The sequence below is a fragment of the Oceanotoga sp. genome, assembly GCF_030445905.1.
GTDB lineage: Bacteria > Thermotogota > Thermotogae > Petrotogales > Petrotogaceae > Oceanotoga > Oceanotoga teriensis.
In genome coordinates this window covers 65,587-81,653 of the sequence record NZ_JASUSU010000005.1, presented here as the reverse complement: position 1 = coordinate 81,653, position 16,067 = coordinate 65,587, and the positions used below count along the sequence as shown (strand labels likewise).

Annotated in this window: 18 protein-coding genes; 17 read left to right on the top strand and 1 reads right to left on the bottom strand. The window is 26.2% G+C overall.

Annotated features, from left to right (window positions below; genetic code table 11):
- Nucleotides 1–7: 7 nt before the first annotated feature.
- Genes PWP28_RS02615 through PWP28_RS02570 form a run of 10 tightly spaced genes read left to right on the top strand, consistent with a single transcriptional unit; the run spans nt 8 to nt 9,769 of the window.
- Complete coding sequence (locus PWP28_RS02615) at nt 8–1,309, top strand: cell division FtsA domain-containing protein (RefSeq protein ID WP_264150050.1); 1,302 nt, start codon at nt 8–10, stop codon at nt 1,307–1,309.
- Nucleotides 1,299–2,402 carry a cell division protein FtsZ gene (ftsZ, locus tag PWP28_RS02610; protein WP_109603569.1) on the top strand — a complete coding sequence of 368 codons (1,104 nt, stop codon included), beginning with the start codon at nt 1,299–1,301 and terminating at the stop codon, nt 2,400–2,402. The genes PWP28_RS02615 and ftsZ overlap by 11 nt, the downstream gene beginning before the upstream one ends.
- Nucleotides 2,380–3,432, top strand: a complete 1,053-nt coding sequence (locus PWP28_RS02605) for a GspE/PulE family protein (protein ID WP_109603568.1) — start codon at nt 2,380–2,382, stop codon at nt 3,430–3,432. The genes ftsZ and PWP28_RS02605 overlap by 23 nt, the downstream gene beginning before the upstream one ends.
- A gap of 9 nt (nt 3,433–3,441) precedes the next feature.
- Nucleotides 3,442–4,653: a hypothetical protein gene (locus tag PWP28_RS02600; protein WP_264150052.1), complete on the top strand. Its 1,212-nt coding sequence runs from the start codon at nt 3,442–3,444 to the stop codon at nt 4,651–4,653.
- Nucleotides 4,654–4,655: 2 nt separating this feature from the next.
- Nucleotides 4,656–5,513, top strand: a complete 858-nt coding sequence (locus tag PWP28_RS02595) for a DUF5685 family protein (RefSeq protein WP_109603566.1) — start codon at nt 4,656–4,658, stop codon at nt 5,511–5,513.
- Complete coding sequence (locus PWP28_RS02590) at nt 5,473–5,694, top strand: hypothetical protein (RefSeq protein WP_109603565.1); 222 nt, start codon at nt 5,473–5,475, stop codon at nt 5,692–5,694. The genes PWP28_RS02595 and PWP28_RS02590 overlap by 41 nt, the downstream gene beginning before the upstream one ends.
- Nucleotides 5,695–5,700: 6 nt before the next feature.
- Nucleotides 5,701–6,183 carry a hypothetical protein gene (locus PWP28_RS02585; protein ID WP_264150053.1) on the top strand — a complete coding sequence of 161 codons (483 nt, stop codon included), beginning with the start codon at nt 5,701–5,703 and terminating at the stop codon, nt 6,181–6,183.
- 33 nt (nt 6,184–6,216) lie between these two features.
- The gene (locus PWP28_RS02580) at nt 6,217–7,314 is read left to right on the top strand and encodes a KamA family radical SAM protein (RefSeq protein ID WP_240597457.1); all 1,098 of its coding nucleotides are present in this window, start codon (nt 6,217–6,219) and stop codon (nt 7,312–7,314) included.
- A gap of 16 nt (nt 7,315–7,330) precedes the next feature.
- Nucleotides 7,331–9,196, top strand: coding sequence for a thiamine pyrophosphate-dependent enzyme (locus PWP28_RS02575; protein WP_109603563.1), 1,866 nt, complete (start codon nt 7,331–7,333; stop codon nt 9,194–9,196).
- 12 nt (nt 9,197–9,208) lie between these two features.
- Entirely contained in the window at nt 9,209–9,769 is a 561-nt protein-coding gene (locus PWP28_RS02570; protein ID WP_109603562.1) for a 2-oxoacid:acceptor oxidoreductase family protein, read from the top strand.
- Between the two features lie 41 nt (nt 9,770–9,810).
- On the opposite strand, the gene pepT is transcribed toward PWP28_RS02570, so the two are convergent.
- Nucleotides 9,811–11,028 carry a peptidase T gene (pepT, locus tag PWP28_RS02565; protein ID WP_305081868.1) on the bottom strand — a complete coding sequence of 406 codons (1,218 nt, stop codon included), beginning with the start codon at nt 11,026–11,028 and terminating at the stop codon, nt 9,811–9,813.
- A 185-nt stretch (nt 11,029–11,213) separates the two neighbouring features.
- Here pepT and PWP28_RS02560 point away from each other — a divergent pair, with 185 nt between their 5' ends.
- The 7 genes from PWP28_RS02560 to PWP28_RS02530 are packed head-to-tail and all read left to right on the top strand — an operon-like array spanning nt 11,214 to nt 16,062.
- Nucleotides 11,214–12,101, top strand: coding sequence for an RnfABCDGE type electron transport complex subunit D (locus tag PWP28_RS02560; protein WP_109603560.1), 888 nt, complete (start codon nt 11,214–11,216; stop codon nt 12,099–12,101).
- The gene (locus tag PWP28_RS02555; protein WP_109603559.1) at nt 12,098–12,709 is read left to right on the top strand and encodes an FMN-binding protein; all 612 of its coding nucleotides are present in this window, start codon (nt 12,098–12,100) and stop codon (nt 12,707–12,709) included. The genes PWP28_RS02560 and PWP28_RS02555 overlap by 4 nt, the downstream gene beginning before the upstream one ends.
- A complete protein-coding gene (locus PWP28_RS02550; RefSeq protein ID WP_206050481.1) occupies nt 12,709–13,311 on the top strand; it encodes an NADH:ubiquinone reductase (Na(+)-transporting) subunit D in 603 nt (200 codons plus the stop codon). The genes PWP28_RS02555 and PWP28_RS02550 overlap by 1 nt, the downstream gene beginning before the upstream one ends.
- Before the next feature lie 2 nt (nt 13,312–13,313).
- Entirely contained in the window at nt 13,314–13,904 is a 591-nt protein-coding gene (locus PWP28_RS02545) for an NADH:ubiquinone reductase (Na(+)-transporting) subunit E (protein WP_109603557.1), read from the top strand.
- A gap of 9 nt (nt 13,905–13,913) precedes the next feature.
- Complete coding sequence (locus PWP28_RS02540) at nt 13,914–15,032, top strand: 2Fe-2S iron-sulfur cluster binding domain-containing protein (protein ID WP_308644204.1); 1,119 nt, start codon at nt 13,914–13,916, stop codon at nt 15,030–15,032.
- A 12-nt stretch (nt 15,033–15,044) separates the two neighbouring features.
- Nucleotides 15,045–15,494 carry a hypothetical protein gene (locus tag PWP28_RS02535; RefSeq protein ID WP_109603555.1) on the top strand — a complete coding sequence of 150 codons (450 nt, stop codon included), beginning with the start codon at nt 15,045–15,047 and terminating at the stop codon, nt 15,492–15,494.
- Nucleotides 15,495–15,549: 55 nt separating this feature from the next.
- Entirely contained in the window at nt 15,550–16,062 is a 513-nt protein-coding gene (locus tag PWP28_RS02530; protein WP_264150057.1) for a ferritin, read from the top strand.
- The last annotated feature ends 5 nt before the right edge of the window (nt 16,063–16,067 follow it).

Below are 16,067 nucleotides of genomic sequence, written 5' to 3'. Positions count from 1 at the left end.
GGTTACCATGGCTAAAGAGTATTTAATAGGTTTAGATATAGGTAGTTATTATACAAAAGGTATTCTTTTTGAATATGAAAATGATAAATTTAAACCTTTAAATTATAAAAAAATAAAATCTGATGGAATTATAAATGGAGAGATTCAAGATGTTGAAGCGATAAGACAAACTATAACTTCAATAATAAACTCTTTTCAAAATGAATTGCCTAAAAAGACTAAAAATGTTGAAGTTGCGATAGGATATTCTACAAACAATTTGTATATAGATCAAGAAAATTATACTGCAGAATATTCTCAGAAAAAAGAAATTAAAGATTCAGACTTGAAAAAAATAAAAAATCATATAGTATCAAAATATACAGATGAATCTAAGATTATTCTTGATTCAAAATTTATGAAATTCATACTGGATAATAAAAGCGTTAGAAATCCTATATCTTTTTTTGTTCAAGAATCATTAAGTACTTCATTAAATATTGTTTGGGTACCTGAAAATTCATTTGCTCTATTAATAAATGTATTTAAAAATATAATAGTTGATTCACAAATACCAATTTATGATTCGGCTTTGTCTGCGGCATATGCGGTTACAAATGCTAATGATAGAGATATAGGAGTAACTGTTATAGATTTTGGTTATCATATGTGTAGAATTGTAATATTTAAAAATGGTATACCAAAATTGTATTATGCTTTTTCTTATGGTATGAAATATGTTTTAAAAGATATTTGTAATGTCCTTAAAACCTCGGAAGATGAAGCTCATAGACTTTTAGTTGAAGAAGCTGTATGTCTTAGAGATACTAAAACTATAAAAAAAATAGACTTTGAATTGATATCTGGTAGTGGTTACTCATATGTTTCACAAAATCTTTTAAATAAAATAGTATTTGCAAGAATAAGAGAAATAATAAGTAGACTTAATGGAGAACTTTCAAAAATCGGATATGAAAAAACATCAGAAGTTGGAGCACTTCAAGGAGGAATTGTTATAACTGGAGGAGGCTCTAATCTTAAAAATGTTGATATGACTATTAAAGATTTGATGGGAAGTAATTTTAGAAAAGGAAATCTTACTTTGAACATGTTTTATGAAGTTCCCGATGAATTAAAAAATGATCCTGAATTTTTGCCAGTTTTTGGTATCGTTGAAAGATTTAGACTTGATATGATTGAATCGGTTGACAATACTAATCAAAATGCTGAACCAACTCAAGATAAGAAAGAAAAAAAAGAAAAAAATAAAAAAGGTTTTTTTAAATCGATCATGCAAAAACTCACCGGGGGTGAAGATGATGCCTTTTGAAATTGATGATAATGATAAAACTAAAAATATATTTTCTAAGAAATCTCATTATACTATAAAAGTTATTGGAGTCGGTGGAGCTGGAAATAACGCAATACAAAGAATGGTGACAAAAGGTGTTGAAGATGTCGAACTTATAGCAGCTAATACAGATGTCCAAGTTTTAGAATCCAATCCAACAGAGTCTAAAATCCAACTTGGAAAAGAATTGACAAGAGGATTAGGTGCTGGTGGAGATCCTTCAGTGGGGAGAGATTCTGCGATTGAAAGCACTGATGAAATTAAAGAAATTCTTAAAGGAACAGATCTACTGTTTATAACGGCTGGACTTGGCGGTGGAACTGGAACTGGTGCAGCACCAGTTATTTCTGATATTGCTACTAATATGGGAATTTTAACTGTTGCCATAGTTACAATGCCTTTTCATTTTGAAGGATCTACAAAAGAGAGATTGGCATTAAATGGTTTACAAAATTTAAAACATTCTGTTGATAGTTTAATAAAAATTTCAAATGATAAATTAATAGATAATGGAGAAAATATACCTATAGATAAAGCTTTTGAAAAAGCTGATGATATTTTATACCAAGCTATAACAGGTATATCAGATTTGATAACTAAACCAGGAATGATAAATCTTGATTTTGCTGATGTCGCATCTGTTTTAAAAATAAAAGGTTCAGCTATGCTTGGAATAGGTTTGGCAAAAGGTGAAAGAAGAGCTGAAGATGCTATAAAAAATGCATTGAATTCAAAATTACTTGAAGATCAAGTTAGAAATGCTAATGCTGCATTGGTAAACATAGCTGGTAAGAATCCTACAACCGAAGATGTTAGAATAATAAATGAAATTCTTAGATCTTATGCAATTGATGATGCTAAACTCAAAATGGGAATTTCTATAGTTGAAATGCCACCAGAAGTTATAAAAGTTACAGTTGTTGCCTCTGGATATGATAAATTACCTGGAGAAGACAATTATCTTGATCTTTATGAACAACCAGCTTTATACAGACAGTTTGGAAAAACGATAGTTACTGATGAAATGTCAAAACTTGAAAAGTTTTTAAATGAAAATGTTATGGGCGAATAAAAATATAAACATTAAAAATTTAAAGAATGAAGATAATGATAATATATATAATAAAATTTTTTATGAGTTGAATAATGATGGAATAACAGACTATCATTTTACTCCTCATAAAGATTTTGTTGATATAAGTGTTAGATATAATGGAGATCTCATAAAAATAGAAAAAATATTTAAAAATCAATATAATAGACTTTTAAATAGAATACTTATAAATTGTGGATTAGACATAATAAAAGACTTTAAAAATTTAGATGGTTCTTTCGAATTAAATGATAATTTCTATAGAGTCTCATTTATGAAATCTTTTTTTGGTATAAGTTGTGTTATGAGAAAATTAAAAAATATTGAAAAAATAAATATAAATATTCCTACAAAAATAGAAAAAAAGATATTAGAATATGTAAATAATAAAAGTGGACTTATAATATTTTCTGGTCCTACAGGATCGGGAAAAACAACAACTTTAAATTATTATTTGAATAAATTAAAAGATAAAATGAAAATACACACTATTGATAATCCGATTGAATATATCATATCTGGGATAGTTCAAATATCTTTACTTAATAATGAAAGTATTGACATTTTAAAGTATATTTTAAGACAAGATCCAGAATTAATTTCTGTTGGTGAGATAAGAGAAAGATCATATGCAAAATTTTTATTTGAAACAATAACTACGGGTCATTATGTTTTTAGTACTGTACACTCTGATAGTATTGAAAATGTTTTAAATAGATTTTATTCTATGGGTATTAAAAATGAAATAATAAAGTTTACAGACATGATACTCAATCAAAGATTATTACCAGGTATTTGTAAAAATTGTAAAGGTAAAGGTTGCAAAGAATGTATGAATACTGGTAAAAAAGGATTTTTTAGTATTTTTGATTGCTTAATATTAAATGATGATGTAAAAAAATATTTATTAAATAATACTTTAAACTTCGAAAGAATAAAAAATTTTAATTTTATATCTAAAGAAGAACAATTTAAAGATCTTAAAGAAAAGGGTTTATTATATTTTTAGAGGTGGTTTATGAATTATTATTCAAAAAGTCCAGAAGAATGGAAAAAAGTTGATGAAGAAAAGAATAAAAAAAGAAAAAACAAATATAAAAATACAAAAAAAATAACATTTTTATTATTGATATTTTTATCTTTAGCTACATTATTTTTTATATTTATAGGGCCAAAACTCAATAAATTTAATTTAGAATATAATGTTGTAATAGATGGAATATCATTTTATTTAAGAAATGATGAAATTTTTAATTATCCAGACAACATTAATGTCACAGTGGAAATGCAAAATACTGGAAATAATACAAAAAAAGTAAAAATACAAGATTTTTCTTTTTTTATTATAAAAAAAGATACTTCAAAAGTTGTATATTCATTCTTATATCCTCAAGAAATAGAAACAGATTTAAATTCTTTTCAAACGAGACTCATATTTGATTTATCAAAAGAGAAAGAAATCTCAAAACTTGATAAAGGTCTTTATGAAATAAGGGCGTCTTTTAAGTATAATGAAAATTCAATAATTTTAAAAAGATTTTTTGATTATAGACATGATTTTTCTTTGAATGCTTATACTAAAGAAGATTTTTATTTGATATCTGAAAGACCTATCATTAACTTTGAGTTAGAAAATATAACTAAAGATACAATAAATTCTACTTTAGATGGTAAGATTAGTATTTTTGAAAAAGACAATAAAATTTATGAAGATAATTTTAATTTAGGAAGCATAAATATTCCTGTTATGCAGAATAAGAAATTTGAAATGGAACTTTCTCAAAAATTTAAAAAAGGAATTTATAATGTCTTAATAGATTTGAATAGCTTGAAAAAATCCATATACTTTAATATGTATATAATGGATAAAATTGAGGAAAAAACTGATTTATTAGGAATTAATAATTTTACAATGAGTACATTTGAAAAAAATCAAGATTTATATTTTAAAGGTTATGTTGAAAATAAATCTCCAGAAGATAAAGGATTTATAATTCAAAATATAGCATTTAATGTATCTTTTTCTGATACTGAAGAAGAAATATATAATTATTCAAATGATAAAATAATAAGAGTTGGAATAGCTGGATATGGAAATAAAGAGATATTTGATCTTGAAAAATTAAAAAAAATAACTTTAGATAAAATTGGAAGATATAATATTAATTTCAGTTTTACAATAAATAACATAACTTTTAAAAGTCAAAAAGTTATACAAGTTAGGGAGTAAATATGTACGGATATATTTCTATTTATTTTAAGCCAAGTGAAGAAGAAAGAAGAAATTATTTATATCATTATTGTGGAATGTGTCATAATTTAAAGGCAAATTTTGGTAATTTATATAGACCAACTATAATAAAAGAAGTTGTTCTTTTTTCTATTATGCAAAATGAAACAAAAGATATAAAAGAATTCAAATGTCCATGGATGAAATTTGGAACGAGATATAGACCAAATCAAATGGAATTTTTAGACAAATATTCATATTTGAATCTGTTAATTATATATGGTAAACTTATAGATTATAAACTTGAAGGATATCCAATTTCTTTAAAATTTTTAAAAAAAATAAAAGAAAAACTTTCAAATGAATATGATAATAATTTTTTATGTGAATATGAAAAATTAATGGAATATCAAGATGAAATAGAAAAATCAAGACTAGATATAGACTGTTATGCAAAACCGACACAACTTTTGATGAACTTATTATTTAAGAAATTTTTTAATGCCCAAAATGCAACATTACCAGTAAGTATAGGTACTTTGATTTATATAGTTGATTCAATTTATGATTTTTCTAAAGATATTAAAAGAAAAAAATTTAATGCTATTTCAAATTCTTTTGATATTAAAGATTTACAAGAATTAGAAATTAATGATAAAGAAAGACTTTTATTTACTTATGATCTATGTTCAATGGATATTATGGAAGAATATGAAAAATACACTTTACATAATAAACATTTAGTTAAAAAACTCTTAAGTTTTTCTATCAATTATCATAGATATAAAATAACTTCTATATTAAATGGAGGGGAAAATAATGAAAGATGTGAAAAACAAGATATTAAATGGTCAATTTAAAGACCTATATGATGAATATAAAAAAGATGAAGAGCTTAAAAGCAAAGTTAATGAATTTAAGGCTGGATACTATACTTATAGAAGAAATGATTGTGGTGAATGTTTACAATGTTTAGGTGGTTTGGTATGTGCCGATACATTATGTGAATGTATGGGTGGAGATATTTGTAGTTTCTTTTGATATGATATGAAAATAAAAAATGAAATTATAAAAACATCTATATTAACGGGGCTTTTTTATATATTATTTATATCTTTAAAATATTTAAAAATAGCTCCTAATATTATAAGTTTTATCATGCCTATGCCGATATTCTTTTTAAGCTTAAGATATTCATTAATATATACATTTGTTTTTTTGTTTTTAATATTTATTTCTGGTTTTGTCATTGAAAGTATAGGTATTTTATTATTAATATTTTTACCAGTTTTTATTTATAAAACTGTAAATAAAAAAATCCTGAAAAATATAATCATAATATTAACAACTTTTATTAGTTTTCTATTGATGATTAATTTTTTTGGACTAAAACTTCCTAATAAAATTAATTCAGAATTCTTCATGTATATAACTTCAATATTATATTCTATTTTTTCAACAGTATATCCTATATTATTAAAAAAATTAAGTGAAGAAGTAATCGATCTAATATCTAAATATTTAGATTGATTATTTTCTTTTACTAATTAAGGGGGGATTTTTTTGAAAGTAAATTATATACATAAACTTGATAATATGAAGTATATATCTAAAGAGAAATTAGAAAAATTAAAAGAGGTATCAAAAAAATACAAATTTAGATCTAATGAATATTATTTATCACTTATAGACTGGAAAGATGAAAATGATCCAATAAGAAAGATTATTATTCCACAGTATTCAGAATTAGATGAATGGGGTATTGAAGATGCTTCAAAAGAATATTCTTATACTATATCCAAAGGATTGCAGCATAAATATAAAGATACTGTTTTATTGCTTATAAACGATTTATGTGGTGGATTTTGTAGATTTTGTTTTAGAAAAAGATTATTCATAAATATAGGTGATGAAGTAACGAGAGATATAACTACAGATTTAAGATATATAGAAGAAAATAAAGAAATTACTAATGTTTTATTGACAGGCGGAGATCCGCTTTTATTATCTACAAAAAAATTGAATGATATAATAAAAAAGTTGAGAGATATAGATCATATTAAAATAATAAGAATAGGAACAAAATTACCTGCATTTTATCCTTTTAGAATTATTGAAGATGAAACTTTACATAGTTTAATTCAAAATTATTCTACTCCAGAAAAAAGATTATATTTTATGCTTCATATAAACCATCCCAATGAAATTACACATTATACTATTAAATCCATAGATATTTTATTAAAGAATGGTGCACAAGTTGTAAATCAAACACCTATACTTAAAGGAATAAATGATGATGTAAAAACATTAAAAAAATTATTCCAAAAACTATCTTATATTGGAGTCCCACCATACTATGTTTTTCAAAATAGACCTGTAATGGGTAATAAACCTTTTGCATTAGAAGTTGAAAAAGGATATATAAATTTTTTAAAAGCTCTTGAAGAAATATCAGGTCTTGCAAAAAGGCCAAAATTTGTCATGTCTCATGAAACAGGAAAAATAGAAATAAGTGGAATTACAAAAGATAAAATAATGTTTAAATACCATAGAGCTAATAAAGAAGAAAATAAAAATAAATTTATGATATATAAAAGAAATCCAAGAGCATTTTGGTTTGATGATTATGAATATCTTCTTGAAGAATATAAATATTGACAAAGGGGGAATAAAAATGAAAAAAATGGGGGATATGCTCTTAAGAAATGAAAATTTTTCCGAGATTGTTATAGGAAATACAGCCATTGTTAGAGCAATGATAGAAGCTGGGACAGAAATAGTAACTTCTTATCCAGGTTCGCCAACACCTGAAATTGCGACTGCAATTTCAAGTATTAAATCTGAAAAAAGGCCTTTTTATTTTGAATTTTCTACAAATGAAAAAGTAGCAACTGAAGTTTCATTTGGCGCTAGTGTTAATGGGCATTTATCAACAGTATTTTTTAAATCTGTAGGTCTCAACGTAGCTGCTGATTCATTTGTTCAATTGGCATTATTAGAGTTGATAGGTGGAATGGTAATTATTTTAGGTGATGATCCGGGAGCTAATTCTTCTCAAAATGAACAAGATAATAGACATTATGCTGAAATGACATATATACCAGTATTAGAACCTTCAACTCCTCAAGAAGCATATGAAATGTATATTGAAGCAACAAAAATTTCTAAAAAAATGAAAATGCCAGTCATTTTGAGACTTACTACGCATGTTTGTCATGCTAAACAAAAAGTTCATTTTAAAAAATATGAAATAAAAAATATTTCTAAACAATCAAAATTTGATAAAAAAAATGGACCTTATATACCTATAACTTCTGAAGTATTTAATATGAAAAAAAATGCCTTATTAAAATTGAATGAATTTAAAAAACTAACTTCTGAAAAAAATATAAATAAATTGTTTAATAATAATTCTAAAAAAGGAATTATAACAATGGGAGTTCCATATTTATCTTTACTTGATGTACTTGAAGAAGTTGAAGATAAACCTGATATATTAAAGCTTGGAGTTGTTTACCCATTAGAAGAAGGAATAATAAAATCGTTTTTAAATAGTCATGATGAAATAAAAATTTTAGAGGAACTCGATGATATTCTTGAAACAAATATAAAAAGAATAGCTTATGATAACAAAATATATACTAAAATAATGGGTAAATTTGATATCAATGAATTTATAGGTGAATATACTCCAGATAAAGTTCAAGAAATAATGAATAATACATGGCCAGAAATTTTTCAAAGTATAAATATAAATAAAAAAATAAATGTACCAAAAAGACCAGCTCAAATGTGTCCTGGATGTGGACACAGATCAGCGTTTTATGCTATAAAAAAAGCTTTAAATTCTGAAGATATAACAGTTGCTGATATAGGATGCCATACACTTGGATATCTTCCACCATATGAAATGGGTGAAGTGTTATTATCGATGGGACATTCAATATCTACAGGATCAGGACTTTCATTGTTTAATGAAAAAAGAAATATAGTATCTTTTTTAGGAGATTCAACTTTTTTCCATGCAGCAATACCAGGAATAATAAATGCTGTTTTTAATCAACATAATCTTACATTAATAATAATGGAAAATGGTACAACAGCTATGACTGGTCATCAAGATCATCCAGCGGTTGGAAGTAATTTTAATGAAAAGACTAAAGAAATACCATTGAAAAAAGTTTTAGAAGGAATAGGTGTTGAAAATATATTTGAAGTTGATGCATATTCTCAAAACAAACTTTTTGAAATAATAAAAAAGACCTCAAAAATAAAAGGATTAAAAGTAGTTATAGCTAAACATCCTTGTATGTTGAAATTTACAAGAGAACAGAGAAAAAAAGGAACTTATAAAAATAGACATGTATTTATTGATCAAAATATATGTAATAATTCTAATTATTGTATAGAAGATTTTGCTTGTCCTTCTTTTCAAAAAGATGATAAAGGAAATATATGGGTTCATGAAGATCTTTGTATTGGCGATGGTTCTTGTATTCAAACTTGTCCAACTTCAGCAATAAAACCCAAAAATAATTAAGGAGGGATAAATATGAGACAAAATATATATATAATAGGTGTAGGAGGACAAGGAATAGGATTATTAAGTGAAGTTATCATTAGAGCAGCAGATTATGCTGGACTTCCAGTTATGGGAGTTGATACACATGGACTTGCACAAAGAGGAGGAACTGTACAATCACATGTTAGAATAGGAGAAGGAATACATTCGGCTCTAATAAAAAAAGGATATGCAGACATAGTTATTTCTCTTGAAAGAACCGAAGCCTTAAGGGGAGTAAATGAGTTTTTAAAAGATGGTGGAAGTTTAATATATTATGATACATCTTGGCAAACACTTTCTGTTCGTTTAGGAAAAGATAAAGAAATTACTAATGAAGATATAAATAAAATTTGTAAAGAAAGAAATATAAAAGTTTACAGAGTATTTGATGAAAATCTTGAAGATGCAAGAATGCAAAATGTTGTTGTTTTAAATGAAATAAAAAATAATGAAATTATAAAATATATAAAAAGAGAAGATTATTTAAAAGCTTTAAAAGATCTTTTACCAGAATATGCATTAGAAAAAAATCTTAGAATATTTGAATAAAATAAAAAGAATAGTTGGTTGATTCCAACTATTCTTTTTACTTAAAATTCAGTATTTAATTTAGCAATTTCTACTATTATTTGAACAGCTTTTTCCATAGATTCGATTACAACGTATTCATATTTTCCATGGAAATTATGTCCTCCAGTGAATATATTAGGACATGGGAGACCCATAAATGATAGTCTTGCACCATCAGTTCCGCCTCTTATAGGTTTTATATTAGGAGTTACATCACAATTTAAAAAAGCTTTTTTTGCCAAATCCATTATATGAGGATTTTTTTCAATTATTTCTTTCATATTGTAATAACTATCTTTTAATTCTAATTTGATAGCATTAGAATATTTTTTATTTATTTTTTCAACAACTTTTTGAACAAAATCTTTTTTTTGTTCAAATAATTCTTTATCATGATCTCTTATTATCATATTTAAAGTAGTTTTCTCTACAGAACCATTAATATCATTTATATGAAAAAAACCTTCATATTTTTCGGTATTTTCAGGTCTTTCATTTTTTGGAAATAAAGATATCAATTCATTTGCTATTAGTATAGAATTAATCATCTGATCTTTAGCTGTTCCAGGATGTACATTTTTACCTTGAATATAAAATTTAGCACTTGCTGCATTAAAATTTTCAGATTCAAGTTCTCCAAGAGGTCCTCCATCAATAGTATAAGCAAAATCTGCTCCAAATTTTTTCACATCAAAAAAATCTGCTCCTCTACCTATTTCTTCATCTGGGGTAAAACATATTCTTATTTTTCCATGTTTTATATCAGATTTTAATAATATTTCCGAAGCTGTAATTATTTCAGCAATTCCTGCTTTATCATCGGCACCTAGTAAAGTTGTTCCATCTGTTGTTATGATTGTTTTTCCATTATAATCATTTAATGATGGAAAATCTTTTGGATCTAAATAAATATTTTTTTCAGCATTTAAAATAATTTTTTCACCATTATAATTTATAATTTTAGATTTCACATTTTCTCCAGACATATCTGGAGATGTATCCATATGGGCTATAAATCCTATTACAGGACAATTTTTCTCTATATTTGAAGGTATAGTCGCCATCAAATAACCATTTTCATCAAGCGATACTTCATCTAAACCTATTTCAATCAATTCTTTTTTTAATTCTTCGGCAAGAACTAATTGTCTTTTTGTTGAAGGAATTGTATCTGAATTCTCATCAGATGTTGTATATATTTTGATATATTTTAAAAATCTATCCACTAAATTTTGCAAAGCTATCACCTCTTAATATTATGTATTACAATTATAACAGAATTTATTTTTTAATATAATAATAAAATTGATAAATTATTCGTTTTTATGGGTCATTATTTAATGTAATGTTGATAAATTATGCTTTTTGTGTTAAAATATAATGGGATTTAATAAAAAAATATTAACATTCGGGGGTGCATCTCATGTTTCAGAAACAGATAATGATGAGAAGAGTGCTATACTCTTTAATTCCCATCTATATTTTTTCTTTTTATTTATATGGATGGAGACTATTGATGTTATCTGCCATAGTTTTTGGTTCGAGTATAGGAGTAGAATACATCTTTGAAAAAAATAGAAAGAAAAAAGTTAGCGAAGCTGTCTTAGTTACTGCTATGTTATTAGTATTATCAATGCCACCTTTAACACCTTGGTGGATAGCCTTAATAGCTTCTATTTTTGCTGTTTTATTTGGAAAAGAAGTTTATGGAGGATTTGGAAGAAATATTTTCAATCCTGCAATTACAGGACGTCTTTTTGTTTATATAACATTTGCGAATGTTATGACAACTGGTTGGATGAAACCGGGAAATTTTGGAACAGATATTCTTTCAACCGCTACACCTTTAGAGATGCTCAGAATGGGAGATAATCTTTCTATTCGCGATTTGTTTTTTGGCATAAGACCTGGATCAATGGGTGAAAGTGCCATATGGCTTATTGTAATTGCCGCAATTTATTTAATGGTTACAAAAACAGCAAGTTGGAGAATAATAATATCAACTTTTTCGAGTGCTTTAATATTAAGTTCCATACTTTATTTTTTTAATGTATCTGGAGCAATGCCTCCAATTGAAGCTGTTATGTCTGGAAGTTTATTGTTTGTAACTGTTTTTATGGCAACTGATCCTGTATCAGGGCCAAAAAAGAATTCGTCTCATTGGATTTATGGAATTATAATAGGTGTTTCAGCTGTTTTAATTAGAACTTTTTCATTATTTTCAGAAGGAACAAGTTTTGCAGTTTTAATGGGAAATACATTTGCTTCTTTATTAGATCAGATTAAATTTAATAAGAAGGTGAAATCATGAAAAAACAAAGTAAATCATATACAATAATATTTACATTTATTGTTTCTTTTATTTTTGTTTTTGTTCTAGCACTTGCAAATGAATTAACTAAAGAACAAATAGTAAAAAATCAACAATTATTTGAAAGAAAAGCTGTTCTTAATGCTTTTGGAATAATTTATGAAAATGATGATGAAGCCTTTGAAAAATATGAAGATACTATAAAAATAGAAAAATATAATGATGAAATTTTGTATGAATATGAAAAAAACGATGAGAAATTTTATGGATTTAAATTCACTGGAAATGGACTTTGGGGAACAATAACTGGAATATTAGCTGTTAATTCTGATGTTAGTCAAATATTGGGAATAGATTTTATTTCACATAATGAAACACCTGGTCTTGGGGGAAGAATTGAAGAAGAATGGTTTAAAGATCAATTTAAAAATGAAAAAATAATTAATAATAATATAAAAGTTATAGTTGGTGGTGGAGAAGGAGATTTAGATAAGGAAAATAGTGAAATAGATTCTATTACTGGGGCTACAAGGACCTCTGAATCTGTTCAAAAAATTACTAATGATACTATATATAAAATTAAAACTATATTGGGGGTGAATGAATAATGGCTCAATATAAAACAATCTTAAAGGATAATCTATGGAATAATAATGCCATATTTGTTCAAATCCTTGGAATTTGTTCTACTTTAGCAGTTACAAATAGACTTGAAAATACTTTGATAATGTCAATAGGAGTTATTTTAGTTATGGGATTTACAAATTTTACAATTTCTTCAATTAAGTCATTAATACCTCGAAAAGTGAGAATGATAGTTCAAACATTAATAATTTCTTTTTATGTAATAATTGTTGATATAATTTTAAAAGCCTTTTTACCAGATATAAGTAGAGCGCTTGGACCTTATGTAGGATTAATAATTACTAATTGTATAATAATGGGAAGAGCTGAAGCTTTTGCACAATCAAATAAACCTTTTATTTCTTTTTGGGATGGTATAACTTCAGGTACTGGATATATGTATGTTTTACTTACTATAGCCTTTTTTAGAGAATTACTAGGCTTTGGTACTATATTTGGGTTTCAAATTATGCCAGAAAATTTTATAAAATGGACGATTATGGTTATGCCACCAAGTGCATTTTTTATGTTGGCTATTTTTATATGGATTGTTAAAGGGATTATGTCTAAGAAGGAGGCTGAATAACTATGCCTGAAATAAGTCCTTTTGTATTATTTTTTGCATCTATATTTACATCAAATATTTTACTTTCAAACTTTTTAGGAATGTGTTCATTTATTTCAGTTTCTAAAGATTATAAATCTTCAAATGGTCTTGGTATGGCAGTGACTTTTGTTTTAACAATAACAACTGCAGTTAATTGGTTAGTTTATAATTATATACTTGAACCTTTTGGTTTAGAATATTTAAGATATATAGTTTTTATAATAGTTATTGCAGCTGTAGTACAAATTCTTGAAATGATAATAGAAAGAGTATCCGAAAATTTATATATGGCTTTAGGAATCTTCTTGCCATTGATAACGGTTAATTGTGCAATTTTAGGTGTTGCATTATTTATGCAGTTAAGAGATTATTCTTTTATACAATCAATTATTTTTGGATTGGGATCCGGTCTTGGATGGTGGCTTGCTATTATGGCATTGGCAGCAATAAGAAAAAAAGTAGACAAAGCTCCTGTTCCATATGGATTAAAAGGTCCTGGAATAACTTTAATAACTATAGGATTTATGGCTATGGCATTTCTGGGTTTTTCCGGAATGCTTGCAGTACAGTGAGGTGATTATATGACTGGAATATTATCAGCATCTATTATTGTGGCAATTCTTACTTCTGTTCTTGCTTTGATTATTACTATAGTTGATTCTATAGTCAATAATTATGGAGAAGTAAACATAAATATAAATAATGGAACAAAAGAACTTAAGGTTGATGGTGGATCTCCTCTTTTGTTTACACTTGCAGAACAAGGTATATTTATACCTTCAGCTTGTGGTGGAAAAGGAAGTTGTGGTGCATGTAAAGTTAAAATATTATCGGATGTTGGTCCTATTTTACCAACAGAATCTCCATTATTAACAGATGAGGAAAAAAAATCTAAAATTAGACTTTCTTGTCAAGTTAAAGTTAAATCTAATATTTCAATAGAAATACCTGAAGAATTATTTTATGTAAAACAATATAAAGCTAAAGTTGAAAAAATAAATAATGTAACTCATGATATTAAAGAAGTCTATATTAAATTAAAAAATCCAGATAATATAGAATTTAAAGCAGGACAATATGCACAAATTGTTGTTCCTCCATATGGAAAAATAAAAGAAAGCACACAAAGGGCATATTCTATTTCTTCAGCTCCAAAAGATAATTCACATGTTGAATTTTTGATTAGACTTGTTCCAGGTGGAATAGCAACTACATATGTACATGATTTTTTGAAAGAAAATCAAGATGTAGAAGTTGTAGGGCCTTTTGGAGATTTTTTTATGAGAGAAACAAAAGCAGATATGGTATGTGTTGCAGGTGGTTCGGGAATGGCTCCAATAAAATCAATTATTTATGATATGTATGAAAAAGAAATTTTAGATAGAGAAATTTGGTATTTTTTTGGGGCGAGAAGTTTAAAAGATCTATATTATATTGAAGAATTTAAAGAATTGTCTAAAAAGATGCCTAATCTTCATTTTATTCCGGCACTTTCAGATCCAATGGACGAAGATAATTGGGAAGGAGAAACAGGACTTATAACTGATGTATTAGATAAATATTTAAAAACTAAATTAAATCCAGAACATGAAAGAGAAGGTTATCTTTGTGGAAGTCCTGGTATGATAGATGCATGTGTTAAAGTCATGACATCTAATGACATATCAGAAGAAAAAATTTATTATGATAAATTTGCTTGAGGAGGTATAAAAATGAAAATGACTCCTGAATTAAAGAAGGCACAACATAACATGCAACCAGGTGAAATAACTGCTAATGGTTTTTTAGGAGATGATGATAGATCTTTAGTTGATATTATAGAAGAAGATGAAGAAAAAATGCTTAAATTAAATCTTGAATTTGAAAAAGTTTCAGAGATGATGAAAGAATTATTAGAAAAAGGAAGAAAAGGTTTTGGAGAACCTATTAAATATTTAAATTGGGAAATAAAAGTTGATGAAGCAAGAGGTTTTTTAGCTTGTCCATTTGAGGATGGCATTTTTAGAAAAATTAATGTTATTTTAACTAATAATAATTTAAATGAGACTATAATTTATACAGATCTATCTGTGCATCTTTTAGAAAAACATCATTTTTTACAGGGAAAAGGATCTGATTTTAGATTATCTCCAAATAAATTAAAGAGAGTCCTGGAACTTTAATTTAAATATGTTATAATTTATTAGAGACAATTTTAATCTTAGGAGGTATTTATATATGGCTATTAATGAAAAAATGGAAAAAGCATTGAATGAACAGATTAACAAAGAATTGTTTTCTGCTTACTTATATCAATCAATGGCAGCTTATTTTGAAAGCAAGAGTTTAAAGGGTTTTGCTAATTGGTTGGATGTACAAGCATCTGAAGAAAAAATACATGCGAGAAAAATTTATGATTTTATAAATGAAAGAGGCGGTAGAGTTTTATTAAAAGCGATAGAAGAACCAAAACATGATTGGGATAATGTTCAAGCTGCTTTTAAAGATGCTTTGGCACATGAACAATTTATAACAGATTCTATAAATAAATTGGTAGATCTTGCAATTGAATTAAGCGATCATGCAACTAATAATTTTTTACAATGGTTTGTTGCTGAACAAGTTGAAGAAGAAGCAACTGCAACTGAAATAGTTGATAGATTAGAATTAATTGATGAGAATGTCATGGCATTATTGAGAATGGATGAATCACTTGGAGTAAGAACTTTAACTGCAACATCAGAAGAATAAATAAA

Excerpts from the sequence above, each read along its gene's own strand:
- PWP28_RS02550 (WP_206050481.1), top strand. The coding sequence starts at position 12,709 with ATGGCTCAATATAAAACAATCTTAAAGGATAATCTATGGAATAATAAT.
- PWP28_RS02535 (WP_109603555.1), top strand. The coding sequence starts at position 15,045 with ATGAAAATGACTCCTGAATTAAAGAAGGCACAACATAACATGCAACCA.
- PWP28_RS02575 (WP_109603563.1), top strand. The coding sequence starts at position 7,331 with ATGAAAAAAATGGGGGATATGCTCTTAAGAAATGAAAATTTTTCCGAG.
- PWP28_RS02585 (WP_264150053.1), top strand. The coding sequence starts at position 5,701 with ATGAAAATAAAAAATGAAATTATAAAAACATCTATATTAACGGGGCTT.
- PWP28_RS02530 (WP_264150057.1), top strand. The coding sequence starts at position 15,550 with ATGGCTATTAATGAAAAAATGGAAAAAGCATTGAATGAACAGATTAAC.
- PWP28_RS02555 (WP_109603559.1), top strand. The coding sequence starts at position 12,098 with ATGAAAAAACAAAGTAAATCATATACAATAATATTTACATTTATTGTT.
- PWP28_RS02605 (WP_109603568.1), top strand. The coding sequence starts at position 2,380 with ATGAAAATGTTATGGGCGAATAAAAATATAAACATTAAAAATTTAAAG.
- ftsZ (WP_109603569.1), top strand. The coding sequence starts at position 1,299 with ATGCCTTTTGAAATTGATGATAATGATAAAACTAAAAATATATTTTCT.
- PWP28_RS02545 (WP_109603557.1), top strand. The coding sequence starts at position 13,314 with ATGCCTGAAATAAGTCCTTTTGTATTATTTTTTGCATCTATATTTACA.
- PWP28_RS02560 (WP_109603560.1), top strand. The coding sequence starts at position 11,214 with ATGTTTCAGAAACAGATAATGATGAGAAGAGTGCTATACTCTTTAATT.
- PWP28_RS02590 (WP_109603565.1), top strand. The coding sequence starts at position 5,473 with ATGAAAGATGTGAAAAACAAGATATTAAATGGTCAATTTAAAGACCTA.
- PWP28_RS02600 (WP_264150052.1), top strand. The coding sequence starts at position 3,442 with ATGAATTATTATTCAAAAAGTCCAGAAGAATGGAAAAAAGTTGATGAA.
- PWP28_RS02615 (WP_264150050.1), top strand. The coding sequence starts at position 8 with ATGGCTAAAGAGTATTTAATAGGTTTAGATATAGGTAGTTATTATACA.
- PWP28_RS02570 (WP_109603562.1), top strand. The coding sequence starts at position 9,209 with ATGAGACAAAATATATATATAATAGGTGTAGGAGGACAAGGAATAGGA.
- PWP28_RS02595 (WP_109603566.1), top strand. The coding sequence starts at position 4,656 with ATGTACGGATATATTTCTATTTATTTTAAGCCAAGTGAAGAAGAAAGA.
- PWP28_RS02540 (WP_308644204.1), top strand. The coding sequence starts at position 13,914 with ATGACTGGAATATTATCAGCATCTATTATTGTGGCAATTCTTACTTCT.